General features: G+C 69.9%; 25 protein-coding genes and 1 tRNA gene. 15 read left to right on the forward strand and 11 right to left on the reverse strand.

Going from position 1 to position 23062, the window contains the following annotated elements:
* Position 1: 1 nt before the first annotated feature.
* From AB0H43_RS31320 to AB0H43_RS31340, 5 genes are all read right to left on the reverse strand, one after another.
* Positions 2-472 (reverse strand): NUDIX domain-containing protein, encoded by a 471-nt coding sequence (locus AB0H43_RS31320; protein WP_360005220.1) that lies wholly within the window; start codon positions 470-472, stop codon positions 2-4.
* Complete coding sequence (locus AB0H43_RS31325; RefSeq protein ID WP_360005222.1) at positions 472-864, reverse strand: hemerythrin domain-containing protein; 393 nt, start codon at positions 862-864, stop codon at positions 472-474. The genes AB0H43_RS31320 and AB0H43_RS31325 overlap by 1 nt, the downstream gene beginning before the upstream one ends.
* 82 nt (positions 865-946) lie before the next feature.
* Complete coding sequence (locus AB0H43_RS31330; protein WP_360005224.1) at positions 947-1336, reverse strand: VOC family protein; 390 nt, start codon at positions 1334-1336, stop codon at positions 947-949.
* 17 nt (positions 1337-1353) lie between these two features.
* Positions 1354-1989 (reverse strand): SRPBCC family protein, encoded by a 636-nt coding sequence (locus tag AB0H43_RS31335; RefSeq protein ID WP_360005226.1) that lies wholly within the window; start codon positions 1987-1989, stop codon positions 1354-1356.
* A complete protein-coding gene (locus tag AB0H43_RS31340) occupies positions 1961-2362 on the reverse strand; it encodes a metalloregulator ArsR/SmtB family transcription factor (protein ID WP_360005228.1) in 402 nt (133 codons plus the stop codon). Before AB0H43_RS31340 ends, AB0H43_RS31335 begins: the two co-directional genes overlap by 29 nt.
* Positions 2363-2522: 160 nt before the next feature.
* Here AB0H43_RS31340 and AB0H43_RS31345 point away from each other — a divergent pair, with 160 nt between their 5' ends.
* Positions 2523-2723, forward strand: a complete 201-nt coding sequence (locus AB0H43_RS31345; protein ID WP_360005230.1) for a hypothetical protein — start codon at positions 2523-2525, stop codon at positions 2721-2723.
* Positions 2724-2770: 47 nt separating this feature from the next.
* Here AB0H43_RS31345 and AB0H43_RS31350 read toward each other — a convergent pair whose 3' ends face one another.
* The 3 genes from AB0H43_RS31350 to AB0H43_RS31360 all read right to left on the reverse strand — a co-directional run bounded on the left by AB0H43_RS31350 (position 2771) and on the right by AB0H43_RS31360 (position 5544).
* Positions 2771-3289, reverse strand: a complete 519-nt coding sequence (locus AB0H43_RS31350; RefSeq protein ID WP_360005232.1) for a GNAT family N-acetyltransferase — start codon at positions 3287-3289, stop codon at positions 2771-2773.
* A gap of 29 nt (positions 3290-3318) precedes the next feature.
* Positions 3319-3804: a hypothetical protein gene (locus tag AB0H43_RS31355; protein WP_360005234.1), complete on the reverse strand. Its 486-nt coding sequence runs from the start codon at positions 3802-3804 to the stop codon at positions 3319-3321.
* Between the two features lie 180 nt (positions 3805-3984).
* Positions 3985-5544: a phospholipid carrier-dependent glycosyltransferase gene (locus tag AB0H43_RS31360; RefSeq protein WP_360005236.1), complete on the reverse strand. Its 1560-nt coding sequence runs from the start codon at positions 5542-5544 to the stop codon at positions 3985-3987.
* Positions 5545-5648: 104 nt separating this feature from the next.
* Here AB0H43_RS31360 and rsmI point away from each other — a divergent pair, with 104 nt between their 5' ends.
* Complete coding sequence (gene rsmI / locus AB0H43_RS31365; RefSeq protein ID WP_360005238.1) at positions 5649-6470, forward strand: 16S rRNA (cytidine(1402)-2'-O)-methyltransferase; 822 nt, start codon at positions 5649-5651, stop codon at positions 6468-6470.
* On the opposite strand, the gene AB0H43_RS31370 is transcribed toward rsmI, so the two are convergent.
* Positions 6467-7273 carry a hypothetical protein gene (locus tag AB0H43_RS31370; protein ID WP_360005240.1) on the reverse strand — a complete coding sequence of 269 codons (807 nt, stop codon included), beginning with the start codon at positions 7271-7273 and terminating at the stop codon, positions 6467-6469. The genes rsmI and AB0H43_RS31370 overlap by 4 nt on opposite strands.
* A 109-nt stretch (positions 7274-7382) precedes the next feature.
* On the opposite strand from AB0H43_RS31370, the gene metG reads away from it, so the two are divergent.
* From metG to AB0H43_RS31415, 9 genes are all read left to right on the forward strand, one after another.
* Entirely contained in the window at positions 7383-9173 is a 1791-nt protein-coding gene (metG, locus tag AB0H43_RS31375; RefSeq protein WP_360005242.1) for a methionine--tRNA ligase, read from the forward strand.
* Between the two features lie 145 nt (positions 9174-9318).
* Complete coding sequence (locus tag AB0H43_RS31380; protein ID WP_360005244.1) at positions 9319-10344, forward strand: hypothetical protein; 1026 nt, start codon at positions 9319-9321, stop codon at positions 10342-10344.
* A 196-nt stretch (positions 10345-10540) separates the two neighbouring features.
* Entirely contained in the window at positions 10541-11398 is an 858-nt protein-coding gene (locus tag AB0H43_RS31385) for a TatD family hydrolase (RefSeq protein WP_360005246.1), read from the forward strand.
* 33 nt (positions 11399-11431) lie between these two features.
* Entirely contained in the window at positions 11432-12328 is an 897-nt protein-coding gene (rsmA, locus tag AB0H43_RS31390; protein WP_360005247.1) for a 16S rRNA (adenine(1518)-N(6)/adenine(1519)-N(6))-dimethyltransferase RsmA, read from the forward strand.
* Positions 12325-13275, forward strand: a complete 951-nt coding sequence (locus tag AB0H43_RS31395) for a 4-(cytidine 5'-diphospho)-2-C-methyl-D-erythritol kinase (RefSeq protein WP_360005249.1) — start codon at positions 12325-12327, stop codon at positions 13273-13275. The genes rsmA and AB0H43_RS31395 overlap by 4 nt, the downstream gene beginning before the upstream one ends.
* Before the next feature lie 97 nt (positions 13276-13372).
* Positions 13373-15163: an ABC-F family ATP-binding cassette domain-containing protein gene (locus tag AB0H43_RS31400; protein WP_360005251.1), complete on the forward strand. Its 1791-nt coding sequence runs from the start codon at positions 13373-13375 to the stop codon at positions 15161-15163.
* 102 nt (positions 15164-15265) lie between these two features.
* A complete protein-coding gene (locus tag AB0H43_RS31405; RefSeq protein WP_360005253.1) occupies positions 15266-15703 on the forward strand; it encodes a DUF4383 domain-containing protein in 438 nt (145 codons plus the stop codon).
* Between the two features lie 136 nt (positions 15704-15839).
* A complete protein-coding gene (locus AB0H43_RS31410) occupies positions 15840-16853 on the forward strand; it encodes a GNAT family N-acetyltransferase (protein WP_360005255.1) in 1014 nt (337 codons plus the stop codon).
* A 55-nt stretch (positions 16854-16908) separates the two neighbouring features.
* On the forward strand, positions 16909-17403 hold the full coding sequence (locus AB0H43_RS31415) for a DUF4383 domain-containing protein (protein WP_360005257.1): 495 nt from the start codon (positions 16909-16911) through the stop codon (positions 17401-17403).
* A gap of 15 nt (positions 17404-17418) precedes the next feature.
* Here AB0H43_RS31415 and AB0H43_RS31420 read toward each other — a convergent pair whose 3' ends face one another.
* Complete coding sequence (locus AB0H43_RS31420) at positions 17419-18021, reverse strand: TetR/AcrR family transcriptional regulator (protein WP_360005335.1); 603 nt, start codon at positions 18019-18021, stop codon at positions 17419-17421.
* A 134-nt stretch (positions 18022-18155) separates the two neighbouring features.
* The gene (locus tag AB0H43_RS31425) at positions 18156-19196 is read right to left on the reverse strand and encodes an acyl-CoA desaturase (protein WP_360005258.1); all 1041 of its coding nucleotides are present in this window, start codon (positions 19194-19196) and stop codon (positions 18156-18158) included.
* A 180-nt stretch (positions 19197-19376) separates the two neighbouring features.
* On the opposite strand from AB0H43_RS31425, the gene AB0H43_RS31430 reads away from it, so the two are divergent.
* From AB0H43_RS31430 to AB0H43_RS31445, 4 genes are all read left to right on the forward strand, one after another.
* Entirely contained in the window at positions 19377-20225 is an 849-nt protein-coding gene (locus tag AB0H43_RS31430; protein WP_360005260.1) for a helix-turn-helix domain-containing protein, read from the forward strand.
* 17 nt (positions 20226-20242) lie between these two features.
* A tRNA-Gln gene (locus AB0H43_RS31435) sits at positions 20243-20314 on the forward strand.
* A gap of 53 nt (positions 20315-20367) precedes the next feature.
* Positions 20368-21819, forward strand: a complete 1452-nt coding sequence (gene glmU, locus AB0H43_RS31440) for a bifunctional UDP-N-acetylglucosamine diphosphorylase/glucosamine-1-phosphate N-acetyltransferase GlmU (protein WP_360005262.1) — start codon at positions 20368-20370, stop codon at positions 21817-21819.
* Positions 21820-21945: 126 nt separating this feature from the next.
* Positions 21946-22926 carry a ribose-phosphate diphosphokinase gene (locus AB0H43_RS31445; protein ID WP_253758127.1) on the forward strand — a complete coding sequence of 327 codons (981 nt, stop codon included), beginning with the start codon at positions 21946-21948 and terminating at the stop codon, positions 22924-22926.
* Positions 22927-23062 lie beyond the last annotated feature (136 nt).

A 23062-nucleotide genomic window follows, 5' to 3' on the forward strand; every position in this document is an offset into this window, starting at 1 on the left:
GTTACGAGGCGAACCAGGCTTCGGCGCGGTCGGCGTACGCGTCGGCGATGCAGGCCAGTTCCCGCTGGGTGAGCGGCGGCAGATCCTCGGCGGAGAACCAGCCCACTTCGCTGGACTCGTCATCGTTGACGGCGGCTTCGCCCTCGACCGCGTGGCACAGGAATGCGACGTCCATGAACTGCACCTGATCGCCGTTCGGATAGGCCGACGGTGCGAGCGACTGGATGCGCAGCACCCGAACGGCGACGGCGGTGACGCCGGTCTCCTCCCGGACTTCACGAAGCGCCCCGATCGCGGGTTGCTCGCCGGGATCGAGGCACCCGGTCACGAGTGTCCAGCGACCGTTGTCCTTTCGGCGTACCAGCAGGATTTGCCGATCGGCATTGAGCACCACGGCCGTGACCCCCGGCAGCCAGAGCGGGTCGTGGCCGATCTTCTCGCGAAGCGCGACGATGAACTCGGGAGTAGGCATCACGTTCCCAGCAGCGTGGGCCCGAGGCGGGGGTCGAGCCGGCCGAGTGCCGCCGCGAGCTTGCGTTCCTCGTAGGTGAAGTGGGTTTCGAGCAGCGCGGCGAGCGTGGCGCGTTCGAGCGCGGTCGGGCCGGCCGCGAGTTTGCGCAGCGATTCGACGATCAGCTCGTGATCGCGGCGCAGTTCGTCCAGGACCGGGCCGAGTTCAGGGGATTCTTCCTCGAGCTGCGGGAAGGCACCGGTCTCCTCAGCCGTGTGGTGACGGGTGAGGGCTTCGCAGAAGGCGAGACAGTGGGTCGGGAGGTCGTCGAGGTCGGCGAGCTGGTCCCGGAGGCGGTCGTGGATGTCGGCGAGCTGGTGGCTCAGGGCGAGCAGGCGGTTGCGGTCGGCCATGGTCCGGCAACTGTACCAACGGCGTCGACGCGTTGATCATGGAGTTTCCGGCCCCGCCGCGCCGTCGAGACCACCGTTGGGCTCACCGGCGGGCCACGATGAGGACGGGGTTGCCGTCCGGATCCGCCACATACGCCGCGCGCTCGCCCCACGGCTGGTCGGCCGGCTCGGCGAGGACCGGCGCGCCGGCCTCCCGCAGGAAATCGACCGCGAGATCGACGTTGTCCGCATAGACGCAGACCTCGACGCGGTTGCCGGTCTCGAGACTGCGCATGCGGCCGTGCAGCGGGACTGAGCCGGCCCGGCCGAAGCCGAACTGGGCCGGGCCGAGGCTCAGCACCACGAACTCGGGATCGTCCAATGGAGACGAGGGAAACCGGTACGCCTCGGAAAAGCCGAGGAGGTCGCGGTAGAACGCCGTGATCGCCGCCATGTCGTCGGTCAGGAAGATGGGGAACGGATCGCGGAACATACCGCGACGATAGCTTTCTATTCGGCGTTCTCCGGGGGAACGTAGAACTCCGTCGTGTTGCGCGTGGCCGTGGCCGCCTCCTCCGGCGTGGCGCCCGACGCGAGGAGCGCCCGGCCCCAGCCTTCGCTGCTGCCCGTGGCGAGTTCGCGGCCCTCCGCCGAGGCGCCCCAAGCCATCCGCTCCTCGAACGACGCCTCGACGCCGGTCAAATGCCAGCTCAAACCGAGCAGGCCCAACTCCCAGCCGACCCCGACGGCGCCCGGCCCGTAGGTCGCCCACCGTTCCGCGTCGACCGTCGCCACATGCTCCAGATCCAGCACGGTCCGGTCGCCGTCCTCGGTCAGGCGTACCTCGACCTCGGAGACGTCGCCCGCGGCGGGCTCGCCGAAGAACCAGCTCACCCGCAGCCGCTCGGGCGGCTCGCACTCCAGCACCTCGCCCCCCGCATTGCCCTCGAACTGGTACCGGCCGCCGAGGCGCAGATCGCCGCTCACCGGCAGGAACCACCGGGTGATCCGATCGGCTCGGGTCAGCGCGTCCCAGACGTCGTCGATTTTCGCGTTGTACGCCCGGCGCAGCCGGACGGTCCGGGCTTCACCGTTCGGCAGTGAACGGCGTCCGGTCTCACGCTGCACGGCGGCGAGTTCCGCCATTATGTCCATCATTGGCTGACTCCTGTTCTTGCTGGTTGGTCTCTTGCTGGCGGCGTTCGCGTTGGCCACGGACGAGTTCGGTGGCCAACGCGTCCAGCCGCTGGTTCCAGAACGCCCGGAATCGGCTGAGCCACTCGTCGACCTCCTCCAACGCTCCCGGGTCGAGCGCGTAGAGGCGCCGGGCGCCCTCGGCGCGTACGGTGGTGAACCCGTTGTCCCGCAACACTTTGAGGTGTTGTGAGACGGCGGGCTGGGAGATGCCGAACTCCGCCTGGACGGTCGCGCTCACCGTGCCGGCGGCCTGTTCGCCCTCCGTCAGCAGCTCCAGGATCCGGCGGCGTACGGGGTCGCCGAGAACGTCGAACGCGTGCACCTCCCGACTATTTCAGGACCAGCTTATATAAGTCAAGGCTTAGGTAGTTGGCGGCGCACCGTGACGGTGCTCAAACCCAATGTCATCAGGCGATTCAGTCGTTCGATGCAGGCGTGTCGCACCTTGACTCTGGCGAACATCCGTTCGATAGTCTCCGTCCGTGGGACGCACGAAGATCTGGCTCCCGTACGGTCATCCGCCTCGCCAGCGAGGTCGGGTGCAGGCGTGCCCCGCCGGGCACGGAACGATGCGTCCCGCCTGGTCGATGTGCCTGGACTGCGGGGTCTACTGCCGTCACTGGGAGTGCGGTGACTGCGCCCAGGAGCTGCGCGACGTCACCCACGTGTGCGGATCCGGCTGAGCGCCTTTACGGCGTTCAGCGGCGACTCGGGGGGCGTCGACGTCGAGTCAGAGGCGTCGGGTCAGGATCTGCCCGGGCCAGTCGCGGTCGCCCTGCGCCACCGAGAACGTCTGCGCCCGGGTGAAGCCCTGTCCTTCGTAGTAGCGGACCAGCGCGCCCTCACCTCCGGCGAAGCAGTCCAGGCGCAGCAGCCCCACGTCGCGCTGCCGCGCCAGCTCGGCGGCGTGGTCGAGCAGTGCCGCGCCAACCCCGCTGCCCCGGACGGTCCGGTCGGAGATGAGTAGCTGGACGTAGAGTTCGGGCTCCTCGGCTGGTGGTGCGTACGGCAGAGATTCGCCGACCGAGAGAGCACCGACCGGCTGGCCGTCCGCCTCGGCGATCCAGAGCCCGCCGCTCCGGGCGAAGCCCTCGATCTGGGCGATCCGTTTCGGGTTCGTCGAGTGCGCCTCCGCACCCCACTGATCGGTACGCCCGATGGAGACCAGCCACTCGGTCGCCACGTCCATGAAGCGCAGCACCGTGGAGACGTCGTCGAGGGTCCCGGGGCGGATGGTCAGCGAAGGCATCCGACCATCCTGCCACCCGGAGCGGCGGCTCAGTCGGCGGCTGCCGCCCGCAGACTCCCCATCGGCCAGCCCGCATCTGCCGCGGTGAGGTGGCCGAGGCGTACGAGGCGGGCTTTGACGCCACCGACCGTCCGGCCGAGCGTCTTCGCGATGTCGGCGTACGCCTCGCCGGCCTCGAACCGCTCGACGAGCGCGGACTCCTCCGCCTCCGTCCACTTCGTATAGAGGTTCGGGTGTTTGCGCCGCCGCTCCGCCATCGGATCCGCCACCACGGGTACGCCGCCCCACGCGCCCATGGTGGCGACCTCCAACGGCAGGACGCTCAACACGAGGGACACGTCGGCGGGCGCGATCACCCCGGAGAGGTCGGTCATGACCTGCCCGTCGGCGTCACAGATGACCAAGCTGAAGTCCCAGCGCCCGTCGTCTGAGGGCGAGGCGGAGATCTGGCCGGTGCGATCAGGGCCGGTCACCTCGCGCACGAGGGCCTGCGCCGGAAGGGTGTATGCGCTCATGGAGAAGACGCTAGGGACCAGGGCCGACAACCCGGGCCGATCGCACGACAAGATCCGGGATAACGCGGTCTCGCACGTCTGCAAGGCCGCATCATCCCGGATAACGCGATCGTCGCCTCCGGTGCCGGCCCGCATCACCAACCCGGTGCCAGCGGCGGCGGGCAGGGGCGGCGGCGGGGGTTAGATCCAGCGGTTGCCTAGCCACATGCGGTGGAGCCAGGACTCGTAGGGGATCGACTGCCCGGTGAAGATCGGGTAGAAGTACGCGAAGTTCAGCGCGACCAGCAGCACGAACGCCCCGGCGATCACCGCGCCGGTCATGCGCCTTCGTTCGTCGGGTAGCCCGTCCTTGCCCGGCCCCATGATCGCGCCGAGGACGTAGACCACGGCGAGGATGAGGAACGGCTCGATCGGCAGCGCGTAGAAGAAGAACATCGTGCGGTTGTCGAGCTCGTAGTAGAACCAGGGCAGCCAGCCCATCGCGATGAAGCCGAGGATCGCGCCGGCCCGCCAGTCGCGGCGGGAGATCGCCAGCCAGACGAGCGCCGCCAGGGCGGGCAGGAAGGCCCACCACAGTGCCGGGGTGCCGTTGAGGACGACTTCGGCGGCGCAGTTGCCGCTGCCGCACGGGTCGTTGCTCGACCAGTAGAACGCCACCGGGCGGGCCAGGAGCAGCCACTGCCACGGCCACGACTGGTAGGTGTGCGGGTCGTCGAGGTGGGTGTGGAAGTCGTACGCCTGTTGGTGGTAATGCCACAGGTTCTGCAGAGCGCCCAGGACGGGGAGTTCGGTGCCGCCGGTGTCGCGCAGCCAGTGCCGGTTGTAGCCGCCGTCGGTGAGCAGCCAGCCGCTCCACGTCGTCAGGTAGAGGCCGAAACCGAGGACGGCGATGAGCAGGAACCAGCCGGTCTCATCCAGCAGGGTGTCCATGATCGGGTGGCGTACGCCGGCGACGCGCCGCGCGCCGATCTCCCACCAGTAGACGAGCAGGACCATGATCGGGAGGAACGCGAGCGCGCTCCACTTGACGCTGAACCCGAGCGTCCACATGACGAACGCGGCGATGCGCCACCACGGCACGGCGAACGAGGGGCGGCTGCCCCGGCCGCGCCCGGCCGGGTCCCCGCCCGCTTCGACGAACTCCACCCAGCGCCGCCGGCGCTGCTGCCGGTCGAGGACGAGGCAGGTGAACGCGGCGAGCACGAAGAACATGAGGAACATGTCGAGCAGGGCGGCCCGCGAGAGCACGAAGTGCATCCCGTCGAACGACATCAGCAGACCGGCCGCGCAGGCGAGGACGATCGAACCGAACAGCCGCCGCGCGACGAACATCAGCATCAGGACGCTGGCCGTGCCGAACAGGGCGGCGGAGAAGCGCCAGCCGAACTCGTTGTAGCCGAACAGCTGCTCGCCGATGCCGATGAGCCACTTGCCGAACGGCGGGTGCACCACATATCCGGCGGTGTTCGCCTTCTCGTCCCACTCGTAGCCCAGGCGCCAGATGTTGTGCGCGTCGGTGGCGTAGTAGACCTCGTCGAAGATCTTGCCCTTGGGCGCGTCCAGCCCGACGAAGCGCAGGATGCCGGCGATCAGGGTGACGACGCCCATGGCGAGCCAGGCCCACGGGTCGGCCTTGACATCGATCGGCAGCAGGCGCTGCCGGATGTCGGAGACGGCCGGGGCGGCGTCCGGCGCCGCCGGCTGCGGTGCGCTGGCGGTCGCTTCGGGGGCAATCGTCATGGGCGCATAGTAGCGCTGAAAACTCGCACAGCGGTGGCTCAGCCATCGGCGTCCCGGGCAAGCCCACTCCGGTAGACGGTGAGCAGCTCGCCCATACTGTCAGCATGCTGATCCTCTGCGGCGCGCCGCTCGGAAATCCGGCCGACGCATCGACACGTCTGCGTGAGACGCTCGCCACCGCGGAGGTCGTCGCGGCCGAGGACACCCGGCGGCTGGTGCGGCTCGCGCGCGACCTTTCGATCGAGATGCCCGGAAAACTGATCTCGTACTTCGAGGGCAACGAGGAGAAGCGGACCCCCGAACTGGTCGACCTGCTGCGTACGGGGACGACTGTCGCGCTGATCACCGACGGCGGCATGCCCAGCGTCAGCGACCCCGGCTACCGGCTGGTCACGGCGGCGTTGGCGGTGGGCGTACCGGTGACGTGCGCGCCCGGCCCGAGCGCGGTCACCACCGCCCTCGCCCTGTCCGGGCTGCCCGTCGACCGGTTCTGCTTCGAGGGTTTCCTGCCGCGTACCGGGTCCGCGCGGCGCGCTCGGCTCGCGGAACTCGCGGCCGAGCCCCGCACGCTCGTCTTCTTCGAGTCCACGCATCGCATCGAGGCCGCGCTGCGCGACCTGGCGTCCGCGTTCGGTCCGGACCGCGCGGCTGCTCTCTGCCGGGAACTCACCAAGACATATGAAGAGGTACGCCGAGCGCCGCTGGGCGAGTTGAGTCAAGCGGCAGCGCAGTTCAAGGGGGAGATCACGCTCGTCGTCGCGGGGGCTTCGCCGCAGCGGGCGCCCCGGCCGAGCGACGACGAACTCCGTGAGCTGGTGGCCGAGCAGGTCGCGGGCGGGCTGACCCGCCGGGACGCGATCGAGGCGGTGGCCGCCGCCTACGAGATCCCCAAACGAGAGGTGTACGCCGCCGCGGTTACGCGCTAGTAAGCGGCGGCGAGGAAGCCGATGATCAGCAGCAGCGGGGCGGCGAGGCTGGTCGCCACGGCCGCCCGCCGGGCCTTGCGGTCGCTGAACCGGATCGCGCCGGTGCTCAGGGCGATCCCGAGTCCGCACAGCATGGCCAGGCTGAAGCTCACGACCCAGCGCAGATGCAGGCCACGCAACGCGTCCCCCACGTACGCCTGGTCGCTGTGCGAGCCGACCATGCGGGCGAGGAGCTGGGACTGCCCGCCTTGGGGCAGGGTCGACTGGTCGACCCCGAGCAGCGCCACCCGTTCGACCACCAGCCCGGAGTCGGCCGTGAAGTCGCCGACGCAGCGCTGACTCACCCCGCCGCCGACGCACTGGATGGCGCTGGCCTTCCCGTCGTGCCCGTGACCCACCGCCAGCCACAACGGTTCGGCGGTGACCCAGGCGAAGAACGCGGCCAGGAGCGCGAAGAGGACCAGGCCCGCCAGGCCGACGGCGGACGCTGTGCGTACCCCTTGCTCTGGCTTGGCCGGACGGGACGCGGACGGACGGTGACCGCGGACCGTGCGGCCGGCCATCATCTCGCGCGTGGGCCAGGCTTCGGCCTCGACCGGCACGGCGCGGAGCGGAGCCGGGGCGGGGACGGTGACCACCGACTGGGCCGGCACCTCGACGGCCGGCGACTCGGCCGGCTCGAACAGGGCGGACTCGGTGTCGGACTCGGGGCGGGACCAGTGCGAGGCCCAGGGACTCGACTCGCCCTCCGGGCGCGCGGGCGGCGAACCGGCGCCGCCGTCGAACTCCGTTGATCCGGTCACTACATCATCTTCCCGGGAAAACCACCTCTAGCTGGACATTCCCCCGCGTGTCGCGCACAGTGATATCCAGTTAGCTGGCGTCCGACTCCCCTTACTAGGCTCTATGGCTATGAGTCACGTTCTCGCCGCGGTCGCCTGGCCTTACGCCAACGGCCCGCGCCATATCGGCCACGTTTCCGGATTCGGGGTGCCCTCCGACGTCTTCAGCCGCTACATGCGGATGGCCGGCCACGACGTGCTCATGATCAGCGGCACCGACGAGCACGGCACGCCGATCCTGGTGGAGGCGGAGAAGGAGGGCGTGACCGCGCGCGAGCTGGCCGACCGGTACAACCGGGTGATCGTCGAAGACCTCGCCGCTCTGGGCCTGTCCTACGACCTGTTCACCCGGACCACCACGCGCAACCACTACAAGGTCGCGCAGGAGCTGTTCAAGACGGTCAACGACAACGGCTACATGCTCGAGCAGACCACGCACGGGGCGATCTCCCCGTCGACCGGGCGGACGCTGCCCGACCGCTACATCGAAGGCACCTGCCCGATCTGCGGATACGAAAGCGCACGTGGGGACCAGTGCGACAACTGCGGGAACCAGCTGGACCCCGAAGACCTGATCAACCCGCACTCCCGGATCAACGGCGAGGTGCCGCAGTTCATCGAGACTCAGCACTTCTTCCTGGACCTGCCCGCGCTCGCTCCCGCGCTCGGCGAATGGCTGCGTACGCGAGAGGGCTGGCGCCCGAACGTCCTCAAGTTCTCCCTCAACCTGCTCGACGACATCCGGCCGCGGGCGATGACACGCGACATCGACTGGGGCATCCCGGTGCCGCTGCCCGGCTGGGAGGACAACCCCGCGAAGCGGCTGTACGTGTGGTTCGACGCCGTCATCGGCTACTTCTCGGCCTCGGTCGAGTGGGCGCGCCGCTTCGGCGACACCCCGGACGCCTGGAAGCAGTGGTGGTCGAAGGCGGAACGGCCGCGGTCCTACTACTTCATGGGCAAGGACAACATCACCTTCCACTCGCAGATCTGGCCCGGTGAGCTGCTGGCGTACAACGGGCAGGGGACCAAGGGCGGCAAGCCCGGCGAGTACGGCGAGCTGGCGCTGCCGACCGAGGTCGTGTCCAGCGAGTACCTGACCATGGAAGGCCGCAAGTTCTCCTCGTCGCGCCGGGTCGTCATCTACGTCCGCGACTTCCTGTCTCGCTACGACGCCGACGCGCTGCGGTACTTCATCGCGGTCGCCGGGCCGGAGACCACCGACACCGACTTCACCTGGTCGGAGTTCCTCCGGCGCAACAACGACGAGCTCGTGGCGAGCTGGGGCAACCTGGTGAACCGGACGATCTCGATGGCCGCGAAGAACTTCGGCGAGATCCCGGCGGCCGGCCCGCTGACCGTCGAGGACGAGCAGCTGCTGGCACTGGCCCGAGACGCCTTCCCGACGGTCGGCAACCTCATCGAGCACCACCGGCAGAAGCAGGCCATCACCGAGGCGATGAAGGTCGTCGCCGAAGCCAACCGCTACTTCTCCGACCAGGCGCCCTGGAAACTGAAGGGCGAGGAGGAGCGCGAACGGCTCGGCACCGTCCTACACGTCGCGCTGCAGGTCATCCGCGACTGCAACACGCTGCTGACGCCATTCCTGCCGCACGCCGCCCAGCAGATCCACGAACTGCTCGGCGGAACGGGAGTCCACGCCCCCATGCCGCAGATCGTCGAGGTCGACGACCTGGACGGCGGGCCGGCGTACCCGATCCTGACCGGGGACTACACCGGCGGGGCGAGCTGGGAGACCGTCCAGATCGAGCCCGGTACGCCGCTCAAGCCGCCGACCCCCGTGTTCAAGAAGCTGGACCCCTCCATCGTCGAGGAAGAACTGGCCCGGCTCGCCGGCTGACCTTCCCTTGTCGCTGCGGCCGCTGCTTTTAGCGCTGGATCAGGGATCTGGGTCGAATCTTGGCCCAAGATTCGGCCGATATCCCTGATCCAGCGCCATCGGCGGGTCATTCGCCGTTCACCTTCGGCGGCTACGGTCGCTGATTGTGACGATTGTCGATCACTCTGTGATCTCCACGAGTGAGCTGGACGGGCCGATGCTCGTCCCGCTGACCCGGGAGGTGAGCTGGGAAAGGATCCAGCGGCTCAGCCAGCAGCATGCGCGCGGCGCCGACGCCGAGCTGATCGCCACCGTCCGTGCCTCCGCCGCCGTCCGGCGAGGAACCCGGATGGTCAAGCCGTTGCCCGCCCGCGCCGTAGCCGGAGTGCTGAGGGGTGCGGTCGTGTCCGGCTTCTGCTACCGCGGCTACGACACCTCGTCGCTGCGTACGCCGGGGGACTGGTCGGTGCTCGGGGCCGACCCGACCGCCCCGGTCGCCTTCGTGCTCCGGTGGCGTGCCGTCGACCCGCTCGATTACGCGTACCCGAAAGCCGGCGGCGGCCTGAGCGCCATTCCGGCCCACGAACGGGTCGGCCCGCCTGTGCTGGGGACGGGGTTCGCCCCGAGCAGCACCGAGCTGATCCCGGAATTCCACACGACCCACTTCGCCGACCTGCCGCTCACCGCGAACGCCTCGCTGGTCGCGTACACGCCGGACGGGTCGGAGGCGATCCTCTACACCTACCAGCCGGAGCAGCGAGGCTGGCTGCGCCTGGCCGGCCCGCAGTGGCGGCCGCTGCTCTACGGGCTGCCCGGAGTCGCGCCCGAGCAGGAATATCACGCGCTGCACAGCGAGCGGCCGTTCAGCCGCCTCGTCGGCCGATTCCAGGAGGCCGACCACGACGCGGTCGCCGACCCGCCCGAGACGTTCCGCGTCCTGGCGATGTCCCGGGCTGCTCGCTTCCCGGTCGACTCGCTCGCCCGCCGCACCCGGTACGCCCGCTGGCGAGGCGTCCTCTGCACCGGCGTCGGAGCCGAAGGCGACTGGGCGCGACTGCGGATCTGCGACCCCGACGCGGTGAGCGTGGCCGCCACCGGGGCGCAGTGTCAGGAGCGGGGCGTCTACGAAGTGTGGGCACCGGTCGCCGAACTCACCGACGTGCAGGACGTCGACGTCCGCTACCAGATCTGACGCCGCGCTCCCGCGCTCCCGCGCTGCATGATCATTGCGTCACCCATGCTGTTTCGCGCGGCGAAATGTCCCTTGAAACAGCATGGCTGACGCAATGATCACCATGAGCGCGAGAACGCGCGCGACGGCGAGCGCGAGAACGAGCGCGAGAACGAGCGCGAGGAGCGCGGAGAACGAGCGCGGATAGGATCGCCGGGTGACCGACCGCAGCCGCCGTGCCGCCGACCGACGTGAACGTCCCGCCCCGGAGGCACCGGCGCCGCTGCCGTCGCCGGTGCTGGACAGCCACGTCCATTTGGACATCGTGGGGTCGAACGGTTCGGGTTGGTCGGTCGCCGATCAGGTCGCGGCGGCCCGGGCGGTGGGGGTGGACCGGCTGGTCCAGGTCGGGGTGGACGTCGCCTCGTCGCAGTGGAGCGCCGATCTGGCCGCGGCCGAACCTGCGGTGCTCGCCACGGTCGCCTTGCATCCGAACGAGGCCCCCCGGCTGGCCGATCTCGACGGGGCGCTCGCCGTGATCGACTCGCTCGCCGGGCAGCCACGCGTACGCGGCATCGGGGAGACGGGGCTGGACTTCTTCCGCACCGGCGAGGAGGGCCTGAAGGCGCAGGAGCACAGCTTCCGGGGGCACATCGAGATCGCCAAGCGCACCGGGAAGGCACTGGTCATCCACGACCGTGACGCGCATGCCGACGTCCTGCGGGTGCTCGACGAGGCGGGCGCCCCCGACACCGTGGTCCTGCACTGCTTCTCCGGTGACGTCTTCTTCGCCCGGGAGTGCGTACGCCGGGGGTATGTGCTGTCCTTCGCGGGCACGGTGACCTTCAAGAACGCCCCGCAGTTGCGGGAGGCGGCCGCGCTGACGCCGCCGTCGCAGATCCTCGTCGAGACCGACGCGCCGTACTTGACGCCGATGCCCCACCGTGGGGCGCCGAACGCCTCCTACCTGATTCCGCTGACGGTCCGGGCGCTCGCCGAGGCGAAGGGGCTGCCCGTCGAGGAGGTCTGCCAGGCCATCTCGGCCACCGGGGAGCGCGTGTTCGGCCCCTGGTGAAGACGCCCTGGTGAGGCCGTAGGCTGATCGACTATGACCGGACTGCTGGGGCCGGCGCAGATCCGCGCCCTCGCCGCCAAGCTGGGCGTACGCCCGACGAAGAAGCTGGGGCAGAACTTCGTTCACGACCCCAACACGGTCCGGCGCATCGTGGCGGCGGCCGGGTTGACCGAGGACGACGTCGTCTTGGAGGTCGGCCCGGGGCTCGGTTCGCTGACGCTGGGGCTGCTGGAGACCGCTGCCCAGGTGTACGCGGTGGAGCTGGATCCCGTGCTTGCCGCCGCCCTGCCGGAGACCGTCGCCGAGCAGGCGCCGGAGGCGAAGGACCGGTTGACGGTTCTGGCCGGTGATGCGCTGAAGACCACGGTCGGGGACTTCGCCTCGGCCCCCACCGCGCTGGTGGCCAATCTGCCGTACAACGTCGCCGTGCCGGTGGTGCTGCACCTGCTTGCGACGTTACCGAGCCTGCGGCACGGGCTGGTGATGGTGCAGTTGGAGGTCGCCGACCGGTTGACCGCCGGGCCGGGGTCCAAGGTCTACGGCATTCCGTCGGTCAAACTCGCCTGGTACGCCGAGTCGCGGCTGGCCGGAAAGGTGCCGCCGGCGGTGTTCTGGCCGGTGCCGAACGTCGATTCCGGGCTGGTGGCGTTCACGTTGCGCGCCGAGCCGCCCGCCGACGTCCCCCGGGAGGATGTCTTCACCGTCGTGGACGCGGCGTTCGCCCAGCGGCGGAAGACGTTACGGGCGGCGCTCGCCGGGTGGGCCGGTGGCTCGGCGGTCGCCGAGGAGATCCTGCGAGCGGCGGGCGTGGACCCGCAGGCGCGAGGGGAATCGTTGACCGTCACGGAATTCGCCGCCATCGCGGCCGCCCGCCGAGCCGTAGCGAGCGAGCCGCCGCGGGCGGTGCCAGACGGTAGGGTTGCCCGGTGACCGAAGCGTGGTGGCCGGACGAGGACGAGCAGGACCGGCCGTTGCCCAGCACCGTGAAGGTGCGCGTTCCGGCGAAGATCAACTTGCATCTGGGCGTCGGCCCGCTGCGCCGTGACGGGTTCCACGAGCTGCGCACGGTCTACCACGCGATCTCCCTTCACGACGAGGTGACCGCCCGCCGGGGCGACACGCTCACGCTCACCATGGAGGGTGAGGGGGCCGGTTCGCTCGCCCTGGACGACAGCAACCTGATCATCCGGGCGGCCCACGCGCTCGCCGAGTTCGCCAAGGTCAACGCGCACGCGCGGCTGCATCTGCGCAAGCAGATCCCGCTGGCGGGCGGGCTGGCCGGTGGCTCGGCCGACGCCGCCGCGACGCTGGTCGCCTGCGACGCGCTGTGGGGGACCGGCGTACCGCGGGACGAACTGGCCCGGCTCGCCGCGTCGCTCGGCTCCGACGTGCCGTTCCTGATCCACGGCGGCACCGCGCTCGGCACCGGCCGGGGTGAGGCGGTGAGCCCCGTGCTGGCGCGGGCGCATACCTGGCACTGGGTGCTCGGGCTGGCCGAAGGCGGTCTGTCCACTCCGGACGTCTATCGGGAGCTGGACCGGCTGCGGCTGAGCGGCGAGGCTCCAGAGCCGTTGGGGGACACCGACGATCTGATGGCGGCGTTGCGTCAGCGGGACCCGGCCGTGCTGGCCACCGCGCTCGGCAACGACCTCCAGGCGGCCGCGATCTCGTTGCGCCCGGCGTTGGGTGAGGTGCTGCGGGCGGGCACCGAGGTGGGTGCGCTCGCCGGCCTCGTTTCGGGCTCCGGCCCCACTTGTGTCTTCCTGGCCGCCAGTGCGGATCACGCCGGTGCGGTGGCGGCTGGGCTGGAGAAGGCCGGCGTGTGCCGGGCCGTACGCGTGGCGCAGGGCCCGGTGGTGGGCGCCCGCGCCGTCTGACAGCGTGATCATTGCGCCGGCCATGCTGGTGAGTGGGGCATTTCGCCGCGCGAAACAGCGTGGCTGACGCAATGATCACACGAAGTAGAGCAGGATCATGGCGAACATCATCAATCTCGACCGGGTCGGCAAGGGCTACGGCACCGCCGGGCAGCTGCTGACCGACGTGTCGCTGGGGCTGGACGAATCCGACCGGATCGGCGTCGTCGGGCTCAACGGCGCGGGCAAGAGCACGCTGCTCAAACTGCTCGCGAAGACAGAGGAGCCGGACACCGGCCGGGTCGCGCATCGCCGTGATCTGCGGGTGGCCACCCTGCCCCAGCGGCTCGACCTGCCGGGCGAGATCACCGTACGCGACGTCGTCCTGGGGACCGCCTGGCTCGACGAGGGGTTCGCCGCCGAGCACGAGTGGGCCGGCGACGCCGGTGTGCGTACGGTGTTGGACGGGTTGGGCATGCCGGGCATCGGGCTCGATGACCCGATCGGCCCGAAGTCGGGTGGCGAGCGCCGCCGGATCGCCCTCGCCGCGCTGCTCATCCGGCACTGCGACGTGCTGATCCTGGACGAGCCGACGAACCACCTCGACATCACCGGCATCGGCTGGCTGGCCGACTGGATCACCACCAAGCTGAAGTCCGCGCTCGTCGTCGTGACGCACGACCGCTGGTTCCTCGACGCCGTCTGCACCCGCATCTGGGAGGTCGCCGACCAGGCCGTGCGCGCGTACGACGGCGGCTTCGCGGCCTGGACCCTCGCCCGGGCCGAGCGGGCCCGCCGGGAGCAGGTGTCGGAGGAGCGCCGGCAGAACCTGCTGCGCAAGGAGATCGCCTGGCTACGCCGGGGCGCGCCGGCCCGGACGAGCAAACCGCGGTTCCGGATCGAGGCTGCGAACGCCCTGATCGCCGACGTGCCGCCGGTACGCGACTCGGTATCGCTGGCCCGGATGGCCACCGCCCGCCTCGGCAAGCAGGTGTTCGATCTTGAGAACGTCACCCTCTACGCCGGCCCCAAGAAGATCCTCGACGACGTCACCTGGCGGGTCGGCCCCGGTGACCGGATCGCCCTGCTCGGCCCGAACGGCGCAGGCAAGACGACCCTGCTCCGGGCGTTGACCGGGCAGCTCCAGCCCGAGTCCGGCCAGGTGCTCACCGGGCAGACGGTGAAGATCGCGTACCTGTCCCAGGAGCTGGCCGAGCTGCCCGGGGACCTGCGGCTGCTGGAGGCGGTCGAGGAGGTCGCCAAGCGGGTGCAGGTCGGCGACAAGGAACTGACGGCCACGCAGCTCGCCGAGGTGTTCGGGTTCACCGATCGTCGAGTGTGGACATACGTCAAGGACCTGTCCGGTGGGGAGCGGCGGCGGCTGCAACTGCTGCGGTTGCTGGCGGCCGAGCCCAACGTGCTCATCCTCGACGAGCCCACCAACGACCTGGACACGGACACGCTGGCGGCGCTGGAAGACCTCCTCGACGGCTGGCCCGGCACGCTCATCGTGGCCAGCCACGACCGCTACCTGGTCGAGCGGGTCACGGAGACGGCGTACGCGCTGCTCGGCGACGGCCGGATCACCCACCTGCCGGGTGGGATCGACGAGTATCTCGCCCGGTCTCCGGGCCTCGCGCCGCCCGCGGTGGCCGCGGCGGTCCGGGCGGAGCGGCCCGGTTCCTCGGCGGGGGACCTGCGCGCCGCGAAGAAGGAGCTGGTACGCGTGGAGCGGGCGCTGAGCAAGCTCGGCGAGCGTGAGGCGAAGCTGCACAAGCAGCTCGCCGACAACGCCACCGACTACGAGAAGGTGGCCGGTCTCGACGCCGACCTGCGGGCGCTGATCGCCGAACGCGAAGCGCTGGAGGAGGAGTGGCTCACCCTCGCGGAGACCGTCTCCGAGGGCTGAATCGCGGCGTTGTACCCTGCTCGGCGTTGTCTACGTTCCCGGCCGAGCCCCCGGTCCGCGCGACCCCACCCTCATCCGGGAACCCTCACTCGGGAGTGCGAGATGTTCAAGCACGCGCCGGTCAATCACCCGCTGCGCCCGCTCTACCGGACCATCGCCGCCGTCTCGGCGCTGGTGACCGTCGCGATCGGAGTGATCGGCTTCTTCGGCACCTCGTCCGACGACTACTTCGCCGCCGGCGACGGCAAGGTGCTCGGCCTGCTGGGCATGAACCCGGGGCACGCCCTGCTGATGGCCGGCAGCGGCGTCGTCCTCCTGCTGGCGCTGCTCGTCGGCCGCAACGTCGACCACGTGGTCAGCTTCCTCTTCGGAGCGGCCCTGATGGCGGTCGGCACGGCCGGCCTGCTGATCATGCGGACGGACGCCAACTTCCTGAACTACCGGATGTCCAATGTGATCGTGGCGTACGTCATCGGCTCGCTGCTGATGGCGGCCGGCCTCTACCTGAAGTCGGGCCGGGCCACCACCGCCGCCCACTGACGGATCCGTCCTCCGACGCTGGATCAGGGTTTCCGGTCGAACCTTCGCGCAAGATTCGACCTGAAACCCTGATCCAGCGCGTATGAGGGGCCGAAACTCGGCTGCGGTCGTCGCACCCGTCCGACATGCTGGGCGGATGAGTCTCGACATCGCCCTCGCCACCTTGGCCGACCACGACGACGCGTACGCCGTGTATCGCGCGGCCATGGGGGTGGACAACCCCCGCGGGCCGGTCTTCTCCCGTCGCACGTTCGACTGCTTCGTCACCGATCCGTTCCCCGGCCAGCTCGCCGAGCGGTATCTGGCCCGGCTGGACGGCACCGCTGTCGGGATGGTCCGGATCGAGGCTCCGTTGCACGAGAACACCGACCTGGCCAACGTCGACGTCATCGTCGCGCCGGAGTTCCGCCGGCGCGGCTTCGGCCGGGACCTGTTCGCGTACGCCGCCGACCGGGTTCGTGACCTCGGGCGGACGAAGCTGCACTGCGCCACGTTGTACGACGTCGAGGGCTGTCCGCCCGCTCCGGCCGCGCCCGCGGCCTTCGCCCGGTCGCTGGGCTTCGCGCCGGCGCTGCCCGAGATCGCCCGTCAGCTGGAGATCGCCGAGGTCGACGAGGCCGTCCTCGACCGGATGCTGGCCGAGGCGTGGGAGCGGGCCGACGGCTACCGCGTCGCCCAATGGCTCGGTACGCCCCCCGACGACCTGATCGACGATGTGGCGTACCTCGACGGGCGGTTGTTCTCCGACGCGCCGACCGGCGATCTCGAGATCGAGCCGGAGAAGGTCACCGCCGACCGGGTTCGGGAACGCGAGGCCTCGCTCGTCATCCGCGGCCGCAAGACGGTCCACACGGGCCTCGTCCACGAGGCGTCGGGCAAACTCGTGGCCTGGACGACGATCTGCCTCGACCCCGATCTGGACAACGGGCAGGCGCTGCAGTTCATCACCCTCGTCGACCCGGACCACCGGGGCCACCGGCTCGGCACCATCGCGAAGGTCGAGAACCTGCGCCGGGCCCGTCAGGAGGATCCGTCGGTCGCCCGGATCACGACCTGGAACGCGGCCAGCAACGGCTACATGATCTCCATCAACGAAGCGATGGGTTTCCGCCCGGCCTGGGGTGGTATGGAGTGGCAGCGCGCGCTCTAACGGGAATGGCCTGATTCGCGGGGTGGAGCGGTCGCGCGGATGGGAGAATCCGATCATGTCGCACATACCGGTCAACCATCGGCTGCGGCCGCTCTACCGGGCGCTGGCCGTCCTCATCGGGCTCTACCTGCTGATCTTCGGGATCATCGGGGCGATCCAGACCGCCGACGAGCCGTTCTTCTCACGCGGCGACACGGTCGTGCTCGGGCTCAAGACGAACATGGCCTTCTCGATCCTCTCCATCGTCATGGGAGCGATCGTGGTGCTCGCCAACCTCTACGGGCGCAACATCGACCACTTCGTCGACCTGGGGGCCGGCGGCCTGTTCATGTTCGTCGGCGTCTTCGGGCTGATCATCATCCGGTCCGACTTGAACAAGCTGAACTTCTCGGTCGCGACCTGTGTGGTGTCCAGCCTGATCGGCACCGCGCTGCTCACGATCGGCCTCTACAACCGCACCGGCCCGGCCGAGCAGGCCCGCCAGGAGGAGGCCATCCGCGTACCGGGCGGGCAGCATCCGGGGAAGAAGACGGCCAGCCACGCGGTGTGAGGCCGACCGCCGGGGCTACTTGCCCCGGCGGGTCAGCAGACCGGGCTTCTGCTCCAACTGGGCCAGCCCGTTCCAGGCCAGGTTGACCATGTGGGCGGCTACCGTCTCCTTGCGCGGCTTGCGCACCTCGAGCCACCAGCGGCCCACCAGCGACACCATGCCGACGAGCGCCTGCGAGTACAGCTCGGCCAGCTTCGGGTCGTAGCCCCGCGTCTTGAACTCGGCGCCGAGGATGTGCTCGACCTGGTGCGCGACGTCGTTGAGGACCGAGGAGAAGTTGCCCGAGGCCGACATCACCGGCGACTCCCGGACGAGCACCCGGAAACCGTTGGTCTCTTCCTCGATGTAGTCCAGCAGCGCCAGGGCGGCCTGTTCCAGGAGCTCACGAGGATGGCCGGCGGTCAGCGCGGCGGCGATGCGGTCCAGCAGCGAGCGCACCTCCCGGTCCACGACGACCGCGTACAGGCCCTCCTTGCCACCGAAGTGCTCGTAGACCACCGGCTTGGAGACCTTGGCCCGGGCCGCGACCTCCTCGATCGAGGTCGCGTCGAACCCGCGCTCCGCGAACAGCTGCCGCCCGATGGCGATCAGCTGCTCGCGACGCTGCGCCGCCGACATGCGGACCCGCCCCTTGGCCGTCGTGCGCTCGGCCGCCGGTCGCGCCGCCTGGTCGCGTACTCGCGCTTCTTCCACGCCGCCATCCTGCCAGGCCGACGCCCCCGCGGGTCGCTCCGGCAGTGCGGCGGTGAAGGTCACCGGCCGAGGCGGCCGGCGCTCGCCTGAGCGCCCTCCACCAGCTTCGAGGCCAGCCGGTCACGCTTGGGCCAGCGCACATTGGTCGCCCAGCCGGCCTTCTCGAAGAGCCAGATGGTACGCGCGGAGATGTCGATCTGGCCCTTCATGACCCCGTGCCGGGCGCAGGTCGGGTCGGAGTGGTGCAGGTTGTGCCAGCTCTCGCCGAACGACAGGATCGCCAGCGGCCAGAAGTTGGAGGCCTTGTCGCCGTCGCGGGTCTCGAACGGGCGCTCGCCGTACACGTGGCAGATCGAGTTGATGGACCACGTGACGTGGTGCAGCAGGCCGACCCGGACCAGCCCGGCCCAGAAGAACGCGGTCAGCGCGCCCTGCCAGGACCAGGTGACCAGGCCGCCGACGGCGGCCGGGGCGAGCAGCGAGACGGCGATGAGGGTGGGGAAGAGCTTGTCGACCTTCTGGATGTCCTTGTCGGCCACCAGATCCGGGGCGAACCGCGCGCGGTTGGTCATCTCCCGCTTGAACAGCCAGCCCATGTGCGCGTAGAACAGGCCCTTGGTCAGCGCCCAGAACGAGGTGCCGAAGCGCCACGGCGAGTGGGGGTCGCCCTCGTTGTCGGAGAACGCGTGGTGGCGGCGGTGGTCGGCGACCCACTGGGTGGGCGAGCCCTCGACCGCGAAGGAGCCTGCGACCGCGAGCGTCACGCGCAGCCATCGGGTGGCCTTGAACGAGCCGTGGGTGAGGTAGCGGTGGAAGCCGACCGTGATGCCCATCCCGGCCACGCAGTACCAGACTCCGAAGATCGCGACGTCGACCCAGGACAGCCAGCCGCCCCAGGCCACCGGGATCGCGGCGATCAGCGCGATGAACGGGATGACGACGAACGCCCACAGGCTGATCAGCACACCGGTCGACTGCGCGCCCTCGGTGAGCGGCTTCGGTCCCCGGATGGTCTGCTCGATCTCGGCGGCGCCGGTCGCGTTGGTCTCGAGGTCGGCCGTCACCGTTGACTTCGTGGCCGCGTGGACGTCTGTGCTCATGGGCAATGGCACCTCACTGTGCTGGGCGGGGGTGGGGCGGTCTCTTACGCCTACGTCACCGTAACTTACGGTCCCGTAGTTTTGTAGGGTCGGCACCTGTGAATTTCCTTGGTTCACCTGCACAAGCTCGAAGCAAACGCAAGACTCCCCTTCCTCGTACACCCGTGCTAACCCTTATGCATGGACATGGGGGAGGTGGCCCGCCGTCTGCGGGCCGACGATCAGCTGTCGATAGCCCAAATCCGTGAACTCCTCGGCGTCAGCCGCGCACAGATCGACGACTGGCTTCGGGGCGTACCCGTGCCGGAGTGGACCAAACGTCCGAACGCCAAGGACGAGTTGCGCGCCCGCGCGGTCGACCTGCGCCGCTCCGGGCACACCGTTCCCGGCATCGCCGAGGAGCTGGGCGTCGCCCGGTCCACGGCTTGGCAGTGGACCAAACACATCCCGCTCGCCGGTGATCCGGCGGACGCCGAGCGCCGCCGCGCCAACGCCCGGCGGATGACCGACGCCCGCTGGGAGCGGCACCGGAGCGAGCGTGCGGTCCACCGCCGGCGGCTGGCCGCCGAGAGCGCCGCTCGCATCGGCCCGCTCGACGAGCGTGACCTGTTGCTGCTCGGCTCGGTCATCTACTGGTGCGCCGGGACCAAAGCGACCCCGGCCCGGCCGAACGAGCGGGTGGAGCTGGTCACCGCCGACGCCCGGCTGGGCCTGATCTTCCTCCGCTTCCTGGACGCGCTGGGCGTCGCGCGCTCGGACCTGTCCCTCCGGGTGCTGCTGCAGGAGGCGGCCGATCCCGAATCAGCGGTCAGCTGGTGGGCGGATCACCTCGGCGCCCCCGTCGAGGACTTCCGTGCGCCCCATCGCAAACGGCTGCCGCCGATGCCGGTCCGGCCCGACCAGTCGGCGGAGCGCCACGGGAGACTCCGAATACGGGTTTGCCACAGCCGGGATCTCTACCGCACCATCGAAGGTGTCCTCGACGCGCTCGCCGAGCCTGCGGATGTGCCGGACGGCGAGGCGCGTTAGGCTTTCCGCGCACACCTTCGGCCGTGGTGAAATTGGCATCACCTCAGATTTTGGCTCTGAAGTTTCAGGTTCGAACCCTGGCGGCCGAGCTGCTCATCGCAGCAGACCCTGAAGACCTGCGGAACAAGAGGCGGTAACCCGCGTGGCGCGTACTGTGATCATCCTGGCGGCCGGCGAGGGCAAGCGGATGAAGTCCCAGCTGCCCAAGGTCCTCCATCCGCTGTTGGGTCGCAGTCTGGTCGGGCACGTCCTGGCCGCCACCGAGCCGCTGAGCGCCGAGCGTACGGCGGTCGTCGTCGGGCACAAGGCCGAGCAGGTCACCGAGCACCTCGCGGCGATCGCGCCGCAGGCGCGGCCGGTGCTGCAGGCCGACCAGCGGGGGACCGGGCACGCCGTGCGTACCGCCCTCGACGCTCTCGAGGACGTCACCGGCACTGTGCTCGTCGTCAACGCCGACGTCCCGCTGCTGCGGACCGAGACACTGAGCGCCCTGATCGAGCGGCACGAGGAGGAGGCCGCCGCGGCGACCGTGCTGACCGCGGTGGTGCCCGAGCCGGGGAACCTGGGCCGGATCGTGCGAGACGCCCAGGGCGGTCTGGCCGCGATCGTCGAGGCCCGGGACGCCGACGCCGAGCAGTTGGCCGTCCGGGAGATCAACGCCGGGGTCTACGCGTTCGAGGCGGACGCCCTGCGCGACGCGCTCGGCAAGCTGACCACGCACAACGCGCAGGGCGAGGAGTACCTGACCGACGTCTTCGGCCTGCTGCTGGCGGCGGGCCGCCGGCTCGCGGTCCACACCGCGCCCGCGGTGGAGGAGACGCTCGGCTGCAACGACCGGGCCGAGCTGGCCCGGCTGGGCGCCCTGCTCCGGGATCGGATCAACGACGCCCACATGCGGGCCGGCGTGACGATCGTGGACCCGGCGTCGACCTGGATCGAGCCCGCGGTCACGATCGATCCCGACGCGGTGATCGAACCGAACACGCAGCTCAAGGGAGCGACGTCGGTGGCGACCGGTGCGGTCGTCGGCCCCGAGGTGACGCTGATCGACACCGTCGTCGGCGAGCGGGCCGAGGTGGTCAAGGCGCACGCGGTGCTGGCCGAGATCGGCCCGCAGGCCAAGGTCGGGCCCTACGCGTACCTGCGGCCGGGGACGACGCTCGGCGTGAAGTCCAAGGTCGGCACCTTCGTCGAGGTGAAGAACTCGTCGCTCGGCGAGGGGACGAAGGTCCCGCACCTGTCCTACGTGGGGGACGCGACCGTCGGCGACTTCACCAACATCGGCGCGGCGAACGTCGTGGCCAACTACAACTGGCGATCGAAGAGCCGGACGATCATCGGCTCGCACGTGAACACGGGGTCCGACTCGGTGCTGGTGGCACCGGTGACGCTGGGAGACGGCGCGTCCACCGCGGCCGGCTCGGTCGTCGACACCGACGTCCCGCCGGGCGCGCTCGCGGTGGCGCGGGAGCGACAGGTCAACAAGGAGGGCTGGATCTTCACTCGCCGGCCCGACAGCGCCGCCGCACAGGCGGCCCGGGCCGCGCTCGACGCGGCGGGAGCGGCCGAAGAGGCCCCCGCTGACCAGGGGTGACACGCGTTGCGGTGATCTGTCGCACCTGATCGTGAACCGGCTACGACCTTGGTCAAGTGCCGGGAGAGGATGACCCGCGAGGGTCATACTTGGTCGCAGTGGCGCGCGGAGGGGCAGACAGAGCCGATGGGCAGCATCGTCGCGGAGAACCGGAAGAATCTGATGCTCTTCTCGGGGCGGGCGTACCCCGAGCTGGCGGAGGAGATCGGGCAGGCCTTGGGCGTCGCACCGACCCCCACCGCTGCTTACGATTTCGCCAACGGTGAGATCTTCGTCCGGTACAAGGAGTCCGTTCGCGGCTCCGACGCCTTCGTGGTCCAGTCGATCACGAGTCCGGTCAACACCTGGGTCATGGAGACCCTGATCATGATCGACGCCCTCAAGCGGGGCTCGGCCAAGCGGATCACCGTGGTGCTCCCGTTCTACCCGTACGCCCGGCAGGACAAGAAGCACCGCGGCCGGGAGCCGATCTCGGCCCGGCTGATCGCCGACCTGCTCAAGACGGCGGGGGCGAACCGGATCCTGACGGTCGATCTGCATACCGCGCAGATTCAGGGGTTCTTCGACGGCCCGGTGGATCACTTGTTCGCGATGGACACGCTGGCCGGCTACGTCGAGGCGAAGTACGGCGATCGCGCGCTGACCGTGGTCGCGCCCGACTCCGGCCGCGTACGCGTCGGCGAGCGCTGGACCGACCGGCTCGGCGGCTGTCCGCTGGCCTTCATCCACAAGACCCGCGACCCGCTCAAGCCCAACCAGGTGGTCGCGAACCGGGTGATCGGTGAGGTCGAGGGACGAACCTGCATCATCGTCGACGACATGATCGACACGGCCGGCACCATCTGCAAGGCCGCGGACATCCTCTTCGACTCCGGCGCGGGCGACGTCATCGTCGCGACGACGCACGCGATCAACTCCGACCCGGCGACAGAGCGCCTCAAGAACAGCCGCATCGCCGAGGTGATCGTGACCAACACGCTCCCGATCACGCCGGAGAAGCAGTTCGACAAGCTCACGGTGCTCTCGATCGCCCCGCTGCTGGCGCGAGCCATCCGCGAGGTCTTCGACGACGGCTCCGTCACGACTCTCTTCGGCGGCCTCAGCTAAGACGCCGCTCACAAAGCGGGGGTGGGCTGGGGTCACGCTAGGTGGTCGGGTAGGCTGGTCCGGTTGCCACGGCGAGGGTGCTCTGCGGGCTTCGCGGTCTGCGTTGAAGCACCGTGATCGACATGGTGCTCCGGGT

This window comes from Hamadaea sp. NPDC050747, assembly GCF_040654195.1.
GTDB lineage: Bacteria > Actinomycetota > Actinomycetes > Mycobacteriales > Micromonosporaceae > Hamadaea.

Bases quoted from the DNA above. Each gene is read 5' to 3' on its own strand.
- AB0H43_RS31320 (WP_360005220.1), bottom strand. From the start codon at position 472: ATGCCTACTCCCGAGTTCATCGTCGCGCTTCGCGAGAAGATCGGCCAC.
- AB0H43_RS31325 (WP_360005222.1), bottom strand. From the start codon at position 864: ATGGCCGACCGCAACCGCCTGCTCGCCCTGAGCCACCAGCTCGCCGAC.
- AB0H43_RS31330 (WP_360005224.1), bottom strand. From the start codon at position 1,336: ATGTTCCGCGATCCGTTCCCCATCTTCCTGACCGACGACATGGCGGCG.
- AB0H43_RS31335 (WP_360005226.1), bottom strand. From the start codon at position 1,989: ATGGCGGAACTCGCCGCCGTGCAGCGTGAGACCGGACGCCGTTCACTG.
- AB0H43_RS31350 (WP_360005232.1), bottom strand. From the start codon at position 3,289: ATGCCTTCGCTGACCATCCGCCCCGGGACCCTCGACGACGTCTCCACG.
- AB0H43_RS31355 (WP_360005234.1), bottom strand. From the start codon at position 3,804: ATGAGCGCATACACCCTTCCGGCGCAGGCCCTCGTGCGCGAGGTGACC.
- AB0H43_RS31360 (WP_360005236.1), bottom strand. From the start codon at position 5,544: ATGACGATTGCCCCCGAAGCGACCGCCAGCGCACCGCAGCCGGCGGCG.
- rsmI (WP_360005238.1), top strand. From the start codon at position 5,649: ATGCTGATCCTCTGCGGCGCGCCGCTCGGAAATCCGGCCGACGCATCG.
- metG (WP_360005242.1), top strand. From the start codon at position 7,383: ATGAGTCACGTTCTCGCCGCGGTCGCCTGGCCTTACGCCAACGGCCCG.
- rsmA (WP_360005247.1), top strand. From the start codon at position 11,432: ATGACCGGACTGCTGGGGCCGGCGCAGATCCGCGCCCTCGCCGCCAAG.
- AB0H43_RS31400 (WP_360005251.1), top strand. From the start codon at position 13,373: ATGGCGAACATCATCAATCTCGACCGGGTCGGCAAGGGCTACGGCACC.
- AB0H43_RS31405 (WP_360005253.1), top strand. From the start codon at position 15,266: ATGTTCAAGCACGCGCCGGTCAATCACCCGCTGCGCCCGCTCTACCGG.
- AB0H43_RS31410 (WP_360005255.1), top strand. From the start codon at position 15,840: ATGAGTCTCGACATCGCCCTCGCCACCTTGGCCGACCACGACGACGCG.
- AB0H43_RS31415 (WP_360005257.1), top strand. From the start codon at position 16,909: ATGTCGCACATACCGGTCAACCATCGGCTGCGGCCGCTCTACCGGGCG.
- AB0H43_RS31420 (WP_360005335.1), bottom strand. From the start codon at position 18,021: ATGTCGGCGGCGCAGCGTCGCGAGCAGCTGATCGCCATCGGGCGGCAG.
- AB0H43_RS31425 (WP_360005258.1), bottom strand. From the start codon at position 19,196: ATGAGCACAGACGTCCACGCGGCCACGAAGTCAACGGTGACGGCCGAC.
- AB0H43_RS31430 (WP_360005260.1), top strand. From the start codon at position 19,377: ATGGACATGGGGGAGGTGGCCCGCCGTCTGCGGGCCGACGATCAGCTG.
- AB0H43_RS31445 (WP_253758127.1), top strand. From the start codon at position 21,946: ATGGGCAGCATCGTCGCGGAGAACCGGAAGAATCTGATGCTCTTCTCG.